The sequence below is a fragment of the Streptomyces sp. HUAS 15-9 genome (assembly GCF_025642155.1).
Taxonomy (GTDB): Bacteria; Actinomycetota; Actinomycetes; order Streptomycetales; family Streptomycetaceae; genus Streptomyces.
Map to the genome: position 1 here is coordinate 738,485 of NZ_CP106798.1, position 18,545 is coordinate 757,029.

Here is an 18,545-nt window from a genome sequence, read left to right on the forward strand (position 1 = left end):
TCCGCTCCTCCGCATCGGTTGATCCGTCGCTCGACGTCTCATCATTCCCCGTCACGACCGGGGAACGCGAGTGGGCCACGACCTGCTCGATCCCGCGTGGAGGCACGACCGTGTCCGGCCGTCGCTCATCGTGCGGGGTGCGTGCCCGAGGAGGCGGACCGCTCCTGGTCTCGGGCTCTGACCGTGCACGCGGCGGGATCCGCCTGCCTGGGCCGCGGCACGCGTTCCCCTCCCGTGCCGCTCCGCGTGGCGCCGCGGACCGCGAGGAGCGCCGCGCCCAGGTCCGCCGCCGTTCGCGGGTCCGAGAGGGAACGGCCGGTCAGTTCCTCGATACGGCGCAGCCGGTAGCGGACGGTGTTGGGATGGACGAACAGGCTCCGGGCCGCGTCGGCGGCGGAACCGGCCGCGGCGAACCAGTGCTCCAGGGTCTCCAGCAGACGGGCGCGTTCCGGCGCCGGAAGGTCGAGGACGGGTCCGAGGGTGACCGTCACCAGGTGAGCGGCTTCCACCGGGGCGGCCGCGACGACCATGGCCAGGGGGTTGTCGTCGAAGCGCGCGACACCCGGCCCGGTGCCCGGGAGGCCGGCCAGGGCCAACCGGGCGAAGCGCAGGGCCTGCGGGGTATCGCTCAGCGAGTGGAAGCCGGGACTGATGCCCACGCGGGCGTGTGTACGGCGCAGGATGCGCAGACCCGTGCTCTCCGCCGTCGGCGTGGCCAGGGCGACCAGACCGATCTGCTGGTCGGGCAACAGCCGCCAGGCGGACGGAAGCTGGGCCTGGCGCAGCGCGGTCTCGATGCCGGCCAGCGGCTCCGTACCCGGCGCCGTGGACTCGGCGGCGACCACGGCGTAGGGTCCGCGCTCGGGCAGGCCCAGTTCGTGGGCGGCCTCCCACAGGGTGGTGCGGTCGGCGATGGCGCCGGTGAACAGCGCTTCCACCAGTGCGGAGCGGCGGGCTTCGCGTTGCAGGGTCAGTTCGGCGGTGGTCTCCCGGTGGGCCTCCGCCACGGCCTCGGCGTACAGGCCGAACAGCGACCAGATCTCGGCGGAGCGGGCCACCAGTTCGGCGTCCGGGACCTCCGGATGGGTGCCGGCCTCCTTGACGATCTCCGACCACAGGAACTCGAAGCCGACCCGGTAGGCGTGCAGGGTGTCGGCGAGGGGCATGCCCTGCTCGGCGCGGATGCGGCCGGTCTCCCGCGCGGGGTCGGGGTCCGGGGCGCCCGCGCGGTGGAAGTGCCTGAGGACCAGGTCGGCGTTGGCCGTGCACGAACGGCGCAGTGACTCGAAGGGGATGAGTGATTCGTCCCTGTATGCGTCGATGTCGGAACGTATGCGCTCCGCCAGCCGCTCGCCAAGTTCCGGAAGCCGTGCGTGAATCGCCGCGGCGACACCCGAGAAGTCCATCGGCGCAGTGTAGCGCCCTGCTTTTGTTCCCAGGAACAACGCGGCAAAAGGGAAGCTGTCGCTGCTCCCATAGGTCGTCGCCTTCAGCGGCAGCACCATGTCGTCAACGTGAACGGCGGATTTCGACGGTGACATTCGTGGAGGCGGGGCATGCCCAATCTGGCGGAGTTCTTGGTACGGACGGCGGAGCGGCAGCCGGAGCGTCCCGCGCTGCGTCTGGGAACGCAGGTCATCACCTACGCCGAACTGGAGGAGCGCAGCGCCCGGGCCGCGGCACTGCTGCGGGCCGAGGGCGTACGGCCGGGTGACCGGGTGGCTCTGATGCTGCCGAACGTCCCCGAGTTCGTCGTGCTGTACTACGGCGCGCTGCGCGCCGGGGCGATCGTCGTGCCGATGAACCCGCTGCTGAAGACCCGGGAGACCGAGTACCACCTGAACGACTCCGGGGCGGCGCTGCTGTTCGAGTGGCACCAGGCACCCGGTGAGGGCGCCCAGGGCGCGGCAGCCGCCGGGGTGCGGCACATCGCCGTCGAGCCCTCCCGCTTCGCCGGACTGCTGGCCGGTCAGGAGCCGCTGGCCGAGGTGACGGAGACGGCTGCCGACGACGTGGCCGTGCTCCTCTACACCTCCGGCACCACGGGACGCCCCAAGGGCGCCGCCCTCACCCATGGGAGCCTGCGGCACAACACCGAGGTCAACGCCGTTCATGTGCAGCGCATCACATCTGACGACGTGGTCGTCGGCTGTCTGCCGCTGTTCCACATCTTCGGCCAGATCTGCACGATGAGCGTCGCCGTGCGCAGCGGCGCCTCGCTCACTCTGATCCCGCGCTTCGACCCGCAGGCCGTGCTGGACGCGATCGCCCGCGACCGGGCCACGGTCTTCGAGGGCGTGCCGACGATGTACGCGGCGCTGCTGCAGCATCCGTCGGAGGCGGACGTGTCGACGCTGCGGATGTGCGTGTCCGGCGGAGCCTCGCTGCCCGTGGAGGTGCTGCACGGCTTCGAGCGGCGCTTCGGCTGCATGGTGCTCGAGGGCTTCGGCATGTCCGAGACCAGCCCGGTGGTCTCCTTCAACCACCCCGACCGGCCGCGCAAGCCGGGGTCGGTCGGCACTCCGATCCTGGATGTGGAGGTCCGGCTGCTGGACGAGAAGGGCCAGGACGTGGGCCCCGGCGAGGTCGGTGAACTGGCCGTGCGCGGACCGAACCTGATGAAGGGCTACTGGAACCTGCCCGAGGAGACGGCGACGGCGATCCCGGACGGCTGGCTGCGCAGCGGCGATCTCGCCCGGCGGGACGAGGACGGCTATCTGTACATCGTCGACCGCAAGAAGGACATGATCATCCGCGGTGGCTACAACATCTACCCGCGGGAGATAGAGGAGATCCTGCACGAGCACCCGGCCGTCGCGCTGGCGGCCGTGGTGGGCCTGGCGCACGAGCGTCTCGGCGAGGAGGTCGCGGCCGCGGTCGTCCTGCGCAAGGGCGCCGCGGCGACGCCCGACGAGCTGCGCGAGTTCGTCAAGGACCGGGTGGCGGCGTACAAGTACCCGCGATCGGTCTGGCTCGTGGACACGCTGCCGACGGGCCCCAGCGGCAAGATCCTCAAGCGGGAGATCACCGCGCCGACGGCGTGAGCGACGGCCCGCGCACGCCGAAAGGCAAGACCCCCGCTCCGATCCGATCCGTCAGGGCGGGGGTTCCCGGCGTTCGGGGCGCTCGGTGTCGGCCTCCCCTGTGTCTTCGTCCGTCGGCGCGCGGCTCGGCGGGGTGTCGCCCGCGGTCAGATGCTCGAGCACCTCGACGAGTTCCTGGCAGGCCTGTTCCACGGACAGTCTGGTGTTGCGCTGCTCGGTGATCACGGCCGACAGGAGCAGGGCGGTCAGGGCCATGGTCCCGTTGAAGGCCTGGAGCTTCATCATCACTTCGACGGGGGTCAGCCGCGCGAACGGCCCGATGTGCTCCGTCGCCGCGATGGTGGCCAGGATCGAGGTGAGGAGGGCGCACAGGATGCTGCCCGCGAGCCTGAAGCGCAGCGCCGCCCAGACGAGGAGCGGATAGACCAGGAACAGCAGGCTGACGGAGCTGCGCGTGGCCAGGGGGATGAGACCGACGGCGACCAGCGTGACGACCAGGGCCTCCTTCCACCGCGACATCCTCAGCGGCCAGGTCATCCGGTGCAGCATCAGCAGGATCGGGGTGACGATCAGGACGCCCATCGCGTCGCCCACCCACCACGCGAGCCAGATGAGCCCGGAGTCGTGCAGGGGGAGCTTGCCCACGAGGACGAGGAGACCGACGCCGACGGTCGCGCTGAGCAGCATGGCGGCCAGTGCGCCGAGGAACACCAGCGCGAGGCCGTCCCGCAACCGGTTGAGCTCGGTCCGGAAGCCGACGTGGCGCAGCATGAGGTACGCGCACAGGGGTGCGGCGGTGTTTCCCGCGACGATGCCGACCGCGTCGGGGCCCGGCGGGCTGATGGAGGCGATGACGAGGAAGGCGCCGAGCGCGATACCGGGCCAGATGCCCACCCCGAGGAGCAGCAGGGCGGCCACCGCGAGGCCGGTCGGTGGCCAGATGGGGGTGACCACGGCTCTTTCGACGACGAGCTGGCGCAGGAGTCCGAGCCGCCCCGCCGCGTAGTAGCAGACAGCGACGGCCAGCACCTTGAGGACGTAGACGACCGTCCGGCGCAGCTCCTGTGTACCCACCACAGCTGCCATCAGACACCGATGCCGCGTGGTCGGCGAGGTGAGAAGCGCGGTGACCGGTCCTACGGCTGAAGGTCGGGCCCCTCGTGGCCCACGACGAGTACGGCCGCGTCGTCCTCGTGCCCCACGAGCTCGGCACCCTTGATCACGGCGGCGGCCAGTGACTCCGCGTCCAGACCCGCGACGGCCGCGCCGCCGGCGAGCCGTACGACGTGGTCGAGCCCCTCGTCGACGCTCAGGTGGGGCCCCTCCACGACGCCGTCCGTGAGGAGGATGAAGACTCCGCCCGTGCTGAGCCGGAAGCGGGCCACCCGGTATTCCATGCCCTTCTCGATACCGAGCGGCGGTCCGCCGTCGTCCTCGGCGATCCCGGACCTGCCGTCCGCCGTGGCCCAGACGAAGGGGATGTGGCCGGCCCGCGCACTCTCCAGCACCCCGGTGGACGGGTCGAGCCGCACGAAGGTGCAGGTGGCGAAGAGGTCGCTGCCCAGGGACAGGAGCAGGTCGTTCGTGCGGGTGAGCAGCTCGCCCGGCTCGCTGGTGACGGAGGCGAGCGCCCGCAGCCCGGCCCGGACCTGGCCCATGAAGGCGGCCGCCTCGATGTTGTGGCCCTGGACGTCGCCGATGGTCAGCCCGATGCGGCCGTCGGGCAACGTGAAGGCGTCGTACCAGTCGCCGCCCACGTTCAGGCCGTAGCAGGCGGGGGCGTACTGGACGGCCAGGTGGAAGCGGGGGTCGGTGGGCAGGTCCCGGGGCAGCATGCCGCGCTGCAGGGCGATGGCCAGCTCGACCTGGGAGCGCTGCAGCTCCGCGCGCTCGCGCGCCTGCGCGGTGAGCCACCGGAGTCTTTCCAGCAGCTCGTCCGCGTCGGGCATTGCGCGCTTGCGGGGCATGATCACTCCGGCGAGACACTAGTCCCTCGAGACAGCAGTCCCGTATGGATAAACCCCTAGATTTTACCTTCATACGACCATGTCGAACATAAAGAGCAAATCAGCAGGTGGGGGGTCATGCGAACACGCGCGCAAGACCGCACAGCACATCGGTCCTGCCGACGGGATCCGTCCTGACCCCGATGTACCCGTCCGGACGGATCAGAACGGCGGCGGACCCCTCGGTGCGGTAGGCGCGGCGGAAGTCCGCTGCGTCGTCGTGGATCACCGGCAGGAGCAGTCCGGACGCCTCGACGTCCGCGGCGAGCAGGCCGTAGCAGATCAGCTCGCCCCGGGCCGCGTCCCGTGCGGCGTGGGCCAGTTCGTCGAAGGCCGTGAGCCGGTCGGCGGCGTCGGCGTAGAGCAGCAGCACATGGTCGCGGTCGCGCAGCAGGTCGTACAGCCGCAGGGGATGGGCGGCGATCGGGTCCCGCAGTCCCCCGCAGTCGGGGGCACGGTCGCCCGGGGCCGGTCCGGGGTGTCCGGCCGCCGCCGCGACGAGGGGGCTGCCCCGGTAGGAGATCAGCAGCTGGGCCTCCCGCATCAGCACCGTGGCGAGGTCGTCCGGGTCCGACTGGACGCCCTGGGCCGCGTGCCGCACCGTACGGCCCACGACCTCCTCCCCGACGGGCCTGCGCTCCGCGTCGTAACTGTCGAGCAGCGCGGGGTGCGCGATGCCCTTGACGGCGAGGGCGAGCTTCCAGGCGAGGTTGTGGGCGTCCTGGATGCCGGTGTTCATGCCCTGCGCACCGGTCGGCGGATGAATGTGCGCCGCGTCCCCGGCGACGAAGACCCGGCCGTCGGCGTACCGGTCGACGATCCGGTGACTGATGCGGAACACCGAGGACCAGCGCATCGCGGTGGCGACGGCCGGTCGGGGCGACAGCCGGTCGAGCACCTCCTGAATGTGCTCGATCCGGGGCAGCGGACCGCTGTCCAGGCCGTGGGACACGCCGACCGCAGGTGCCGACCGCGGCTGCCCACCGCCGGAGACCTCGGGAGCGGCCGGCATCGACACCCGGTACCGGGAGCGCCCCGGCAGCGGGATGCAGACCAGGAGCGCGTCGACGGTCCCGTCCGCGCCGCGGTGCATGGAGCGCACGGTGTAGCCGGCCGGCAGGTCCCAGTCCAGCTCGACGTCCGCCAGCATGTACTCCTCGTGGAACGCGCCGCCCTCGAAGGACAGCCCCAGTTGCTTGCGTACGACGCTGTGCGCTCCGTCGCAGCCCACCAGGAACCGCGAGCGCACCTCCAGGTCCGCTCCGGCCGCGGTGGTCAGCCTGCTGGTGACCCCGTCCGCGTCCTGGGCGAAGGACACCAGTTCGGTCTCCCGCTCGATGCGCGTGCCGTGGCGGGCCAGCCGCTCCTCGAGGACGCGCTCGGTCTCGTACTGCGGCAGCGCGGCGAAGCCGTACGGCACCTGCGGCGGCAGCGCCAGCTCGACCCGTGCCTGCTCGGCCCCGTCGACGTACACGAGCTGCCCGCGCAGCGGCACGGCGGCGTCGAGCGCCGCTCGTACGACACCGGACCGCTCCCAGATCTCCAGGGTTCTCGGCTGTACGCCCACCGCCTTGGCATGGGGCAGGCGCTTCGGCAGGCGGTCGATCAGACGGCAGTCCACGCCTCGCCGCGCCAGTTCCAGCGCCGCGGTCAGACCCACCGGTCCCGCGCCCGCGACCAGGACATGGGTGTCGGCCATATGCGCTCCCCGACGGTGCCCTGATCCATTTCCCTCCCATCGTCGGGCACCGCGGGTCCGTCGGCCACCTGACGCGTCCGCCCCGGCCGGCTCACGTCCGCGCGGAGCCGGTGCGGCGCGAGGTGCGCAGCGTGCCGACCGTCTTCAGCAGCCGGTCGGCCGGCTCCCGGAGCCGCGGATGGGCCAGCACCGTGTTCCGCAGGCCACGTACCGGTCTGCGCCACAGCCGGTACCCCGCGGCCACCGGGTGGGTCCGGGCCGCGAACCCCTCCCCCACGCGCAGCTCACGGGTCTTGAGCCAGTCCTTGTACTCCTTGTCGCCCCGCCCCAGGTCGACGAGCGTCACCCCGTTGCGGGCCGCCGCCTCGGCCGTGCGCAGATGCATCATCAGGCCGGGCGAGTAGTAGTGCAGTTCCGGGTCGTACGCGGTGAACCAGGCGGCGAGCACCGTGCTCGAGCGCGGTCCGAAGTGCGCGGCCACCGGCCGGTCGCCCGCGTACAGCACGGACAGCACACCCGTGAAGTGCTCCTCGCGAACGTGGAACAGATGGTCGACCACATCGACGATCCACCCTCTGGCGAACCGGTCCATCCGTCCCGTCCTGCGGTACTGGGCGGACTTCCACCGCATGAGCGTGCGCAGCATCCGTGGGTCGCGTTCGTCGAACACGAACCGCACCTCGCCCACGTCACGCCCAAGACGGCGCTCCTTCTTCAACGTCGTCTTGGCCAGCCCCGGGTAGGTCCCGCGCAGCCACTCCGGATAGCCGCCGTCGCCCGGCTTGACGTCGATCACCGGCGAGGCGAACCGACCGGTGACATGTCTCGCGAACGGTCTCTGCTCCTCGACGAGGTGGTCGAACTCGAAAATGGACAGCCCGCATTCCCTCAGCAGGTCCTGGGCGTCCCAGGTGACCCCGGGGCGGTGCACCAGGGCCTGGCAGTCCGAGAGACCGAGGCCGATCGCCCGGCCGACACCCAACGCGTCGCGCTCGTACGGGAAGAAGCCGACGGGCTCCCCTCCCTCGCGCAGGACCGCCACCCTCGCCCCGCCCCGGTGCCTGCCTATTCCGATCGCGAACTCCGGTGCCAGGAAAGGGTTGGCGTATTCCGGTGACTCGTCCATCGCCCGGTGCCAGTCCCGGCGCAGCGACTCGGTCAGCTCGCCCGGCCTGTGGATCGTGATGTCCACTCAGATCGACCGCCCTTCCGCGGCATCCGCGTCGGACGCGACCGCGGCGGCACGGGCCGGCCGGGCGTGTGGATCATGGCTGTTGGATCGCATCGGCGACCGCTCCCCCCTATGACGCGATATCCGCGTCCTGCCACTTCTTTCTGCCACTTCGTTGGAACTGCGACTCCGCATTGCCGGGGCAAGGCTCAAACGTCGCGAAACAGTACGCACGCTGTCAAGGGTGCCTCCCACAAAGGGAGAATGCGGGGCGAATGTCAGGAACTGAAGGGCGTGGCGGGACGCTCGAGGCGCTCGCCGTCCACGACGATGTCGACGACTTCGTTGTAGAAGGCGAGGAGTCCCCTGACCACGGCCACCGCGGGAAGCGGATCCCGGTAGCTCCACACGACGTTGGGCGGCACGTCGGCGACCTCGCCGCGCCAGGACCAGTACTCGGCCGTCCCCTTGTACGGGCAGCCGGTGCTGTGGTCGGTGGGGGCGAACAGATCGAGGCGGACGTCCTCGCGGGGGATGTAGTAGCGGGTGGGCAGGCCCGTCTCGAACAGCAGCACCGGGCGGCGGGTGTCCGCCACGACCGTGCCGTCGATCTCCACCACGACATGGCGGCTGCTCGGCAGGGCGTCCACGCGTTTGTGCGGGTCGCGAGGGTGGATGAAGATCTCTTCGTCCTCCTCGTACCAATGGTCGAGGCCGCGGCCGGTGCGCTCGGACCACTCGAAGGCGATGTGGCCGGCCAGGTCGGCCGCGGGGTACGTCCAGGCCGCGTTCTCCATGCGGTCGCCGTCCACGTCGAGGTCGTAGAAGAGCCGCGATCCGGTGTGGGTGCCGGACGGCGGGTTCTTCGCCGGGCGGAGCAGGTCGGTACGGACCTCCTCGCGCGGGAAGGCGTACAGCGGCACGGGGAGGCCGGGCTCCCAGACCAGGACGGGGTGCCGGCTGTCCACGACGGTGACCTCACCCTTGTTGCCACGCACCCAGCGTTCGCTCGGTTCCCACAGAAGGCCTTCGGGGGTGGCACGGACGGTTGCCGCTGTGCGGAGTGTGGTCATGGCCCGTTCTCCCTTCCCGTACTTCGGCAACGCCCTCGGCCGCCCGATGCGTTCCCACCCATTGGAAAAACAATGGCAGACATGTGATTCCTCATTGGAAACGCATGACATGCGGATCTACCGTCGAGGACGTCGCCACGCCGACGATCCGCGTCCGCGGTGTCGGCAGGCACCCCAAGGCCCGTAGCTCTCCTGGAGAAACAGCATGTCGAAGATCCTCTTCGTGATGACCGGCGTCGACCACTGGACGCTCGCCGACGGCACCTTGCACCCCACGGGCTTCTGGGCCGAGGAGGCCGTGGCCCCGTACCGGGCGTTCAAGGCCGCCGGCCATGACATCGTCGTCGCGACGCCCGGCGGCGTGGTGCCCACCGTGGACAAGAGCAGCCTTGCCCCGGAGGTCAACGGCGGCCAGGAGGGCGCCGACGACATCGCGAACGGGCTCGAGGCGATGACCGAGCTGCGCCACCCGATCACGCTGGAGGCCGTCGACCTCGACGAGTACGCGGCCGTCTTCTACCCCGGCGGTCACGGCCCGATGGAGGACCTCGCCGTCGACGCCGCCTCCGGCAGGCTGCTCATCGACACCCTCGGCTCGGGCAAGCCGCTCGGCGTCGTCTGCCACGCCCCGGCCGCGCTGCTGGCCGCCGTCCACGAGGACGGCTCCAACGCGTTCGCGGGATACGAGGTGGCCGCGTTCACCAACGCCGAGGAGACCCAGGCCGGCTTCGCCGACAAGGCGAAGTGGCTGCTGGAGACCCGGCTCGTCGAGGCCGGCGTGCACGTGCGCGCGGGTGAGCCATGGGCCCCGAACGTGGTCGTCGACCGCAACCTCGTCACCGGCCAGAACCCGTCCTCGTCCGCCCCGGTCGCGGTGGAGGTCCTCAAGCACCTGGCCGGCTGAGCGCCCGCTCGCCGAGTCCGGCGGCACCGACGGCCCGCTGTGTCACTGCCGTGTCACAGGTGATCGACAGCGGAAACCCGCTGTCCAGGACCCCTGTCTACACGGGCGAGTGGCCGACGACCGAGCGGCCCGGACCATCCGAATTCGGGGGCGTCATGCAGTACGAAAGCAGTATCCGCAGAACGGCGATGGCGATGGCGGCGATCTCGGCCGCGCTGGTGGTGACCGCGTGCCAGAACGACGGCGACGATTCCGCGACCAAGTCGCCGTCGCAGTCGGCGTCGCAGTCGCAGTCGCCGAGCAACGCGGCGGCGGGCACCCCTGCCGCCGAGCCGTCCGGCGCCGCCACGCCGAAGGCCCCCGCCTCGAGCGCTTCCACCGGATCCGGCTCGTCGGGCACGACGGCCAAGGCGTGCGCGGCGACCGCGCTGAGGGCGACCGCCTCCCAGGCCGCCGACCGCCCCGACGGCACGGGAACCGGAGCGGCGATCGTGGAGTTCGCCAACGTCTCCGGACAGGCATGCGTGCTGCGGGGACATCCGTCGGTGGCCGGGGCCGGCAACGGTTCACCGGAGCACAACAAGCCGCTGGCGGTCACCCCCACGGGCACGGCCGTGCCGGTGACGGTGGCGCCGGGCGCCAAGGCATGGGTGAAGCTGACCTTCGTCCAGGTCCAGGGTGAGGCCGACGGCTACTGCAAGTCCGGCGCCGAGCCCGTCGTGTATCCGACCCTGGTGGTCGGCCTGCCCGGCTCCGGGGCCCAGCAGGTCGCCCTGAGCGACGGCGAGTTCGCGGAGTGCGACAACAAGGTCACCGTCACCGCGGTGTCGGCGGCGAAGCCTTCCTGACCGGACCGCGTCACCGGGGTGAGGCCCAGGGGTGTCGTTTGGATCATCCCGGCGTCGCGGGCCAGTTCCGCAGCAGGGCGTCCAAGGCGTCGAGGATCCGCGACCAGGTCTCCTGGGTGTCGGGGGCGCTGTGGCTGAACCCGCCGCCCATCTCCAGGCCGACGTAGCCGTGGAAGACGCTGCCCAGGAGCCGGACCGCATGGGTCTGGTCCGGCTCCGTGAGGTCGTAGCCGCGCAGGATGGCGCGGGTCAGCTGGGCGTGCCGGCCGCCCGCGCTCGCGGCCGCCGCCCGCGGGTCGAGCCGGAACTGGGCCGCGGCGTAGCGTCCGGGATGCTCGCGGGCGTAGTCGCGGTAGACGTTCGCCAGTGCGGTCAGGGCGTCCTTGCCGGCCCGGCCGGCCACGGCGTCGGCGGCCCGGTCGGCGAGTTCCTCCAGGGCGAGCAGGGCGATCCTGGTCCTGAGGTCCTGAGAGTTCTTCAGGTGCGAGTAGAGGCTCGCCACCTTGACGTCGAACCGTCTGGCGACCGCCGAGACGGTCACCTGGTCGAAGCCGACCTCGTCGGCCAGTTCCGCCCCCGCCCGGGTCAGACGTTCCGGGGTCAGTCCTGCGCGCGCCATAACCTTCCTCCCGCTAGACCTAGAGGATTATTCATTTGCCTACAGCATTTAGGCAAATTAGCGTGGCTCTCATGACACCACTGACCGAGCAAGAGATCCGTGCCGCGTTCGTCAACTGCACCAAGGGCGAGGCGAAGCGCCTGTCCGTCCCGCGCGACCTGGCCGAGCGCCCCTGGGACGACCTCGACTTCCTCGGCTGGCGAGATCCCCAGGCCCCCGACCGCGCCTACCTCGTCACCGAGCTCGACGGCCGCCCGAAGGCACTGGTGCTGCGCGGCTCGGGCAACCCGGTGGCCGGGCAGACGAGGCGCAGCATGTGCTCGATGTGCCTGACCTCCCACACCGGCGGCGTCTGTCTGATGGTCGCGCCGAAGGCGGGGAAGGCCGGGCAGCAGGGCAACTCGGTCGGCGCCTACATATGCAGCGACCTCGCCTGCTCGCTGTATGTCCGGGGCAAGAAGGACGCGGGCGCCGGAGCCCGGCTCCACGAGTCGCTCACCCTGGACGAGAAGATCCAGCGGACCGTGGCGAACCTCGCCGCGTTCCTCACCAAGGTGACCTCCTGACCGCCGCCCCTCAGGCCGCGCCCCGCGGCCGCCGCGGGTGCCGTCGTGCTGCGCATCGGCCTCCCGCACCACATGGTGGTGGTGGGACATGCCGTACCGGTACGACGACCCGGCTCCGGCAGACTGCTCCGCGACCGGTTGCCGACGACGCCTCTGACATGGAGTCCGCCATGACCACAGCACGGGACCTGTTGCTCACCGCCCTGGACGTCGCCTCCGACCGCCCCGTCGAGCAGGGCGACCTCTCACTGACCCTCGCCGGAGCCGAACTGATCGACCTCGTCGAGGCCCGGGCCGTCACCCTCGACGGCGACAGCATCGTCCCCGGCACGCCGCTGGACACGGGTGACCGTCTGCTGGACGACGCAGTGTCCTCGCTCATCCGGGAGGCGCCGTACGAGTCCGTCGAGGACTGGCTGTGGCGCCGCGGGCGTGGCCTTTCGGCGGCCTATGTCTCCACCCTGGAGGCGAAGGGCGAGCTGACCCGGCAGCACCGGAGCTGGTTCCCGCTGCGGAGCGACCGCACGGCTCCGGCGGATTCACCCGGCCTCCACCACGCGACCGAGCGCCTGGCCTCGGGCGACCCCGTCCTGGTCGGCCTCGCGGCCGCCGTCGGCATCCACGACGAGCCGACCGAGAACCTGAAGGGCCTCACCGACGACGCGATCGTGACCGTGCTGGCCGCCGTCGACAACGCGGTGACGGAGCTGACGGCCGTACGGCAGCGGCGGGAGATCGAGGACGCGGCCTTCGACAACATCTGGCGGGCCCCGTGACGCGGGCCACGGGCGTCCCTGGCCGCAGGGTCCCGCGCTCCCGCGGCCTCGTCGGACATCGGCTCTAGACGCTCGTCGAGGCGCGCCGCTCCAGCGTCTTCAGGACCGTCCGGCCCCACGTCACGTTCGTCCGCTCCAGGGCCAGGCCGCCCAGCAGCGTCAGGTACGGGCCGACGCGCTCGGCCGTGGCGAGGAACTCCTCCTCGGTGCGGCCGGCCAGCAGACGTTCCCGCATGCGCTCGAAGCGGGCCAGCTTGGCGGCCGACCGCTCCACCCGCTCGGTGATCCCGGCCCGTACGGCCGCCAGGTCGCCGATGTCGACGCACTGGACCTTGACCATCAACTCGTCCCGGATGGCCATGGGTTTGCTGGAGGCTTCGGCTGTGTAGGCGCGCACGGCGTCACGTCCGGCCGCGGTGAGGGAGAAGAGCCGTTTGTTCGGCCTGCGCTCCTGGTGGACCAGGCGCGCGGAGACGAGACCTTCACTCTCCATGCGCTCGAGTTCGCGGTAGATCTGCTGCGGTGTGGCCATCCAGAAGTTGGCGACCGAGGCCTCGAACCCCTTCGCGAGGTCGTATCCGGACGCCTCGCCCTCCAGGAGTGCCGCCATCACCGCATTGCGCAGAGCCATGAACTCAACCTAACAGCTCGTTGATCAGTGATCGGGGGGAGTTGGGCGGAGCGCGGTCAGGAGGGTTCCTCGGGGAGCGCGGCCACCGGGAGCAGCGCGGGTCGCTTGGCCCGGCGGTCGTCGCCGGAGGAGCGGCCTCGGATCCGGCGGACGAGCCAGGGTCCCAGGAAGGAGCCGGCCCAGCGGAGTTCGGCGCCCGCGGCCTGTAGCGGCGATGCCCTCTGCCGGTCGGGAAGGGGGCGCGTCCAACTGTCGTCGCTGCCCGGCAGTTCGAGGGCGTGGGCCATCGCGGCCGCGATGCGTTCGTGGCCGAGGGGGCTGGCGTGGAGCCGGTCGGGGCTCCACAGCCGGAGGTCGGTCACCACCGCGTGGTGGGAGGTCTCCGCGAGCACGACGCCATGGCGCCGGGCGGCCTGCCGGATGCGGTGGTTGAGGGCGAGCACCCGGTGGGCGAGGGGGCGGGCCAGCGGGGTGATGCGGGAGACGTCGGGGAAGGTGAGCGTCGCCACGCGGGTGCCCTGTCCGGTCAGCGCGGCGAACATCGCCTCCAGGTGGGCGGCCACCTCGTCGGCGTGGAAACGGGGACGCAGCACGTCGTTGACTCCGGCGACCACGGTCGCGAGGTCCGGCCGCATCGCGAGCGCCGGGGCGAGCTGTTCGGTCCGCACCTCGGCGGCCGCACGACCGCGCACGGCGAGGTTGGCGTAGAGCAACTCCGGGCTTTGGCCGACGATCCGCTCGGCCAGCCGGTCGGCCCACCCCCGCAGACCACTGACGTCGTCCCCGTCACCGAGGCCCTCGGTCTGGCTGTCGCCCAGGGCGACGTACCGCAGATACTCCCCCACCGGCATCGGGCGACCGCCTTCTCACGCCTTAATCACCTAAGCACCTATGTGCAGAGTTGACTATAGCAGCAGCGCACAGACCGGCGGCCGGACCGATTCCTGCCGGTCCGGCCGCCGGGGCGAGCGATTCAGGAGATCTCGACCAGGAGGTCGCCGCCCTCCACCTGCTGGAGCCGGTTGATGGCCAGCCGCGACACCCTGCCGCCCTTCGGGGCGGTGATCGTGGCCTCCATCTTCATCGCCTCGATGGTGGCGACGGTGGCCCCCGCCTGCACCTCGTCGCCCTCGGCGACCGCGAGGGTCACCACGCCGGCGAACGGTGCCGCCACATGGCCGGGGTTGGCGCGGTCGGCCTTCTCGGTGACCGGTACGTCGGAGGCCGCCGCGTTGTCGCGCACCTGGATCGGCCGGAGCTGGCCGTTGAGGGTGGACATCACGGTGCGCATACCGCGTTCGTCGGCCTCGCCGATGGCCTGAAGCTCGATCAGGAGCCGTACGCCGGGCTCCAGGTCGACGGCGTACTCCTTGGCGGGACGCAGACCGTAGAAGAAGTCCTTGCTGTCCAGGACGCTGGTGTCGCCGTAGGCCTGGCGGTGGGTGTCGAAGTCGCGCGTCGGGCCGGGGAACAGCAGCCTGTTGAGGGTTGCGCGCGGCGACTTCTCCAGGCCCTCGTGGTCCTCGGCCGCCAGCTCCTGCACCGGCTTGCCGTCGGCGCGTCCCTGGAGCGCCTTGGTGCGGAACGGCTCGGGCCAGCCGCCGGGCGGGGTGCCCAGTTCTCCGCGCAGGAAGCCGATCACGGAGTCGGGGATGTCGTACTTGTCGGGTGTCTCCTCGAAGTCCTCGGGCTTCACTCCCGCGCCGACCAGGTGCAGCGCGAGGTCACCGACGACCTTCGACGACGGGGTGACCTTCACCAGGCGGCCCAGGATCCGGTCGGCGGCGGCGTACATCGCCTCGATGTCCTCGAAGCGGTCGCCGAGGCCCAGGGCGACCGCCTGGGTGCGCAGGTTGGACAGCTGGCCGCCGGGGATCTCGTGGTGGTAGACGCGTCCGGTCGGGGAGGCGAGGCCCGCCTCGAACGGCGCGTAGATACGGCGCACGCTCTCCCAGTACGGCTCCAGGTCGCCGACGGCCTGGAGGTCCAGGCCGGTGGGGCGCTCGGAGTGGTCGGTCGCCGCCACGAGCGCCGACAGCGACGGCTGCGAGGTCGTCCCGGCCATCGAGGCCACCGCGCCGTCCACCGCGTCCGCGCCCGCCTGGACGGCGGCGAGGTAGGTGGCGAGCTGGCCGCCCGCGGTGTCGTGGGTGTGCAGATGCACCGGCAGGTCGAACTCCCGGCGCAGTGCCGAGACGAGCTTGGCCGCGGCCGGGGCGCGCAGCAGTCCGGCCATGTCCTTGACGGCCAGCACGTGGGCGCCCGCCGCCACGATCTGCTCGGCCAGGCGGAGGTAGTAGTCCAGGGTGTACAGGCGCTCGTTCGGGTCGGACAGGTCGGAGGTGTAGCACAGGGCGACCTCGGCGACGGCCGTGCCCGTCTCCCGTACGGCCTCGATGGCGGGCCGCATCTGACCGACGTCGTTGAGGGCGTCGAAAATCCGGAAGATGTCGATGCCGGTGGCGGCGGCCTCCTGCACGAAGGCGTCGGTCACCTCCGTCGGGTAGGGCGTGTAGCCGACGGTGTTGCGGCCGCGCAGCAGCATCTGAAGACAGATGTTGGGGACGGCCTCGCGCAGCGCGGCCAGCCGCTCCCAGGGGTCCTCGGCGAGGAAGCGCAGGGCGACGTCGTAGGTGGCGCCGCCCCAGCACTCCAGGGACAGCAGCTCGGGCAGGGTCCGCGCGACGACCGGGGCGACGGCGAGCAGGTCCTTGGTGCGCACCCGGGTGGCGAGCAGCGACTGGTGGGCGTCGCGGAAGGTGGTGTCGGTGACTCCGATGGTCGGCGACTTGCGCAGCCAGCGGGCGAAGCCCTCGGGGCCGAGGTCGACGAGGCGCTGCCGTGAGCCGGCGGGCGGCTCGCCCGCGGGCAGCGGCGGCAGCTTGGTGAGCGGGTCGAGCAGCTCGGGGCGTTCGCCGTGCGGCTTGTTCACCGTGACGTCGGCGAGGTAGGTGAGCAGCTTGGTGCCGCGGTCGGCGGAGGAGCGGGCGGTGAGCAGGTGCGGCCGCTGTTCGATGAACGACGTGGTGACCCGCCCGGCCTGGAAGTCCGGGTCGTCGAGGACGGCCTGCAGGAACGGGATGTTCGTGGCCACACCGCGGATGCGGAACTCGGCGACGGCACGCCGGGCCCGGCCGATCGCGGCCCGCAGGTCCCGGCCCCGGCAGGTGAGTTTCACCAGCATCGAGTCGAAGTGCGCGCTGATCTCCGTACCCGCGTGCGTGGTGCCGCCGTCGAGGCGGATGCCCGAGCCGCCCGGCGAGCGGTACGCGCTGATGCGGCCGGTGTCCGGGCGGAAGCCGTTGGCCGGGTCCTCGGTGGTGATACGGCACTGCAGCGCGGCTCCGCGCAGGGTCACGGTCTCCTGCGAAAGACCGAGGCCGGCCAGCGTCTCGCCGGACGCGATGCGCAACTGGGCCTGCACGAGGTCGACATCGGTGACCTCCTCGGTCACCGTGTGCTCGACCTGGATGCGCGGGTTCATCTCGATGAAGACATGGTTGCCTTCCCGGTCGAGCAGGAACTCCACGGTGCCCGCGTTGCGGTAGCCGATCTCGCGGGCAAAGCGCACCGCGTCGGCGCAGATCCGGTCGCGCAGCTCCGGGTCGAGGTTGGGCGCGGGGGCGAGCTCGATCACCTTCTGGTGCCGGCGCTGCACCGAGCAGTCCCGCTCGAACAGGTGGATGACGTTGCCGTCCCCGTCGGCGAGGATCTGCACCTCGATGTGGCGGGGCTCCACGACGGCCTTCTCCAGGAAGACGGTCGGGTCGCCGAACGCGGATGCCGCCTCGCGCGACGCCGCCTCGATGGACTCGCGCAGCTGGGCGGGGTCCTCGACGCGGCGCATACCGCGTCCGCCGCCGCCGGCGACCGCCTTGACGAACACCGGGAAGCCGATGTCCTCGGCGGCGCGCACCAGTTCGTCGACGTCGTTGGAGGGGGCACAGGAGCCGAGCACCGGCACACCGGCCGCGCGGGCGGCGGCCACCGCGCGCGCCTTGTTCCCGGTGAGCTCCAGGGTCTGCGCGCTCGGCCCGACGAACGTGATGCCCGCCTCCTCGCAGGCGCGGGCCAGTTCGGGGTTCTCGGACAGGAAGCCGTAGCCCGGGTAGACGGCGTCCGCTCCCGCCCGGCGGGCAGCGGCGACGATCTCCTCGACGGAGAGGTACGCCCGCACGGGATGGCCCGGTTCCCCGATCTCATAGGCCTCGTCGGCCTTCAGCCGGTGCAGCGAATTGCGGTCCTCATAGGGGAAGACGGCAACCGTCCGCGCCCCCAGCTCATAGCCTGCGCGGAACGCGCGAATCGCGATCTCGCCACGGTTGGCGACCAGCACCTTGCGGAACATCCCTGGATCCCTTCAGCCTGCCGGCGTCGAACACCATGGTGTCGGCCATCCCCCTGCCGTGCCACGCGGCCACGTTAGGGGTGTGCCCGTGGCTCGCTGAAGGCGGGAAACATCACATTGACATCGGGGCCGGGGTGAGGAGGGGGCAACCCGGCAGGCCCGGTCGGGTGAATTCGGCACGTTGGACACCAACCCCCGCTTCTCGTACAAAGGCGCACTTCGCGACCCGTCTCGACCTTTGCATATGCCAATGGGATGCCCGCCAGTGCCGTTACGTCAACCGCGTTCCGGGCGAATCATTCGCTGACCCCGCCCCGACCATGCCCGGGAGCACCCGCATGCCCCACAACGCCCCCGACCCCCAGGAAATCTTCACCGACCTGTCCGTCGCCCTCACCGGCTTCGACCGCGCGGAGCTGGCCGGCACCGGCCTGCTCGACACCTACTACAGCACCGTCCTGCGCATCATCGGCGAGCGCGAGGCCGGACAGCTGCTGCACGCGGCGGCCGACGCCCTGGCGACCGACCGGCAGAACAAGGACGGCAAGGCCCTCGAGGAGAACGTGATCGACAGCCCGCGCTTCGGTCCGGTCGCCGTCAGCCTGATCAAGCTCTGGTACCTCGGCAGCTGGTACCCGCTCTCCGGGAGCTACCGCGACATCAACGGCTCGACCGCGGAGGACGTCGAGCACGTCGTCTCCCCCCAGGCCTATCGCGAGGGCCTGGTCTGGGCCGCCGCCGGAGCCCACCCGATGGGCGCCAAACCCCCGGGCTTCGGGTCCTGGGCCGAACCGCCCTATCTGCCCCCGATCCTCTGAGCCCCACAAAGCCCAGGAAGCCCGAGACAACCCGAGGAAGCA

The 18,545-nt window shown here is 71.3% G+C and carries 16 protein-coding genes; 6 read left to right on the forward strand and 10 right to left on the reverse strand.

Annotation, left to right across the window (positions count from 1 at the left end; translation table 11 throughout):
• Positions 1-125: 125 nt before the first annotated feature.
• Positions 126-1,406 (reverse strand): PucR family transcriptional regulator, encoded by a 1,281-nt coding sequence (locus N8I87_RS03295; protein WP_263205233.1) that lies wholly within the window; start codon positions 1,404-1,406, stop codon positions 126-128.
• A gap of 150 nt (positions 1,407-1,556) precedes the next feature.
• On the opposite strand from N8I87_RS03295, the gene N8I87_RS03300 reads away from it, so the two are divergent.
• On the forward strand, positions 1,557-3,044 hold the full coding sequence (locus N8I87_RS03300; RefSeq protein WP_263205235.1) for a long-chain-fatty-acid--CoA ligase: 1,488 nt from the start codon (positions 1,557-1,559) through the stop codon (positions 3,042-3,044).
• 51 nt (positions 3,045-3,095) lie between these two features.
• Here the strand turns inward: N8I87_RS03300 and N8I87_RS03305 are convergent, their stop codons facing one another.
• The 5 genes from N8I87_RS03305 to N8I87_RS03325 form a co-directional block, all read right to left on the reverse strand.
• Positions 3,096-4,130 carry an MASE1 domain-containing protein gene (locus N8I87_RS03305; protein ID WP_263205237.1) on the reverse strand — a complete coding sequence of 345 codons (1,035 nt, stop codon included), beginning with the start codon at positions 4,128-4,130 and terminating at the stop codon, positions 3,096-3,098.
• A gap of 50 nt (positions 4,131-4,180) precedes the next feature.
• Positions 4,181-5,011, reverse strand: a complete 831-nt coding sequence (locus N8I87_RS03310) for a PP2C family protein-serine/threonine phosphatase (RefSeq protein WP_263205239.1) — start codon at positions 5,009-5,011, stop codon at positions 4,181-4,183.
• 115 nt (positions 5,012-5,126) lie between these two features.
• Positions 5,127-6,749 (reverse strand): FAD-dependent monooxygenase, encoded by a 1,623-nt coding sequence (locus tag N8I87_RS03315; protein ID WP_263205241.1) that lies wholly within the window; start codon positions 6,747-6,749, stop codon positions 5,127-5,129.
• Between the two features lie 91 nt (positions 6,750-6,840).
• A complete protein-coding gene (locus N8I87_RS03320) occupies positions 6,841-7,941 on the reverse strand; it encodes a GNAT family N-acetyltransferase (RefSeq protein ID WP_263205242.1) in 1,101 nt (366 codons plus the stop codon).
• A 257-nt stretch (positions 7,942-8,198) separates the two neighbouring features.
• Positions 8,199-8,993 carry a DUF427 domain-containing protein gene (locus N8I87_RS03325; protein WP_263205245.1) on the reverse strand — a complete coding sequence of 265 codons (795 nt, stop codon included), beginning with the start codon at positions 8,991-8,993 and terminating at the stop codon, positions 8,199-8,201.
• A gap of 205 nt (positions 8,994-9,198) precedes the next feature.
• Between N8I87_RS03325 and N8I87_RS03330 the strand changes: the two genes are divergently transcribed.
• Together N8I87_RS03330 and N8I87_RS03335 are read left to right on the forward strand one after the other, a co-directional pair.
• Entirely contained in the window at positions 9,199-9,897 is a 699-nt protein-coding gene (locus tag N8I87_RS03330; protein WP_263205247.1) for a type 1 glutamine amidotransferase domain-containing protein, read from the forward strand.
• A 59-nt stretch (positions 9,898-9,956) separates the two neighbouring features.
• Positions 9,957-10,745 (forward strand): DUF4232 domain-containing protein, encoded by a 789-nt coding sequence (locus tag N8I87_RS03335; RefSeq protein ID WP_411577190.1) that lies wholly within the window; start codon positions 9,957-9,959, stop codon positions 10,743-10,745.
• 43 nt (positions 10,746-10,788) lie between these two features.
• Here N8I87_RS03335 and N8I87_RS03340 read toward each other — a convergent pair whose 3' ends face one another.
• Complete coding sequence (locus tag N8I87_RS03340) at positions 10,789-11,364, reverse strand: TetR/AcrR family transcriptional regulator (RefSeq protein ID WP_263205249.1); 576 nt, start codon at positions 11,362-11,364, stop codon at positions 10,789-10,791.
• Between the two features lie 71 nt (positions 11,365-11,435).
• Here N8I87_RS03340 and N8I87_RS03345 point away from each other — a divergent pair, with 71 nt between their 5' ends.
• The gene (locus tag N8I87_RS03345; RefSeq protein WP_263205251.1) at positions 11,436-11,930 is read left to right on the forward strand and encodes an FBP domain-containing protein; all 495 of its coding nucleotides are present in this window, start codon (positions 11,436-11,438) and stop codon (positions 11,928-11,930) included.
• A 170-nt stretch (positions 11,931-12,100) separates the two neighbouring features.
• Positions 12,101-12,706 (forward strand): GOLPH3/VPS74 family protein, encoded by a 606-nt coding sequence (locus N8I87_RS03350; protein ID WP_263205253.1) that lies wholly within the window; start codon positions 12,101-12,103, stop codon positions 12,704-12,706.
• A gap of 64 nt (positions 12,707-12,770) precedes the next feature.
• On the opposite strand, the gene N8I87_RS03355 is transcribed toward N8I87_RS03350, so the two are convergent.
• From N8I87_RS03355 to N8I87_RS03365, 3 genes are all read right to left on the reverse strand, one after another.
• Positions 12,771-13,337 carry a PadR family transcriptional regulator gene (locus N8I87_RS03355; protein ID WP_263205255.1) on the reverse strand — a complete coding sequence of 189 codons (567 nt, stop codon included), beginning with the start codon at positions 13,335-13,337 and terminating at the stop codon, positions 12,771-12,773.
• A 56-nt stretch (positions 13,338-13,393) separates the two neighbouring features.
• The gene (locus tag N8I87_RS03360) at positions 13,394-14,188 is read right to left on the reverse strand and encodes an SGNH/GDSL hydrolase family protein (RefSeq protein WP_263205258.1); all 795 of its coding nucleotides are present in this window, start codon (positions 14,186-14,188) and stop codon (positions 13,394-13,396) included.
• Positions 14,189-14,310: 122 nt separating this feature from the next.
• Entirely contained in the window at positions 14,311-17,685 is a 3,375-nt protein-coding gene (locus N8I87_RS03365; protein ID WP_263205259.1) for a pyruvate carboxylase, read from the reverse strand.
• Positions 17,686-18,023: 338 nt separating this feature from the next.
• On the opposite strand from N8I87_RS03365, the gene N8I87_RS03370 reads away from it, so the two are divergent.
• The gene (locus N8I87_RS03370) at positions 18,024-18,503 is read left to right on the forward strand and encodes a hypothetical protein (RefSeq protein WP_263205261.1); all 480 of its coding nucleotides are present in this window, start codon (positions 18,024-18,026) and stop codon (positions 18,501-18,503) included.
• Positions 18,504-18,545: the final 42 nt, after the last annotated feature.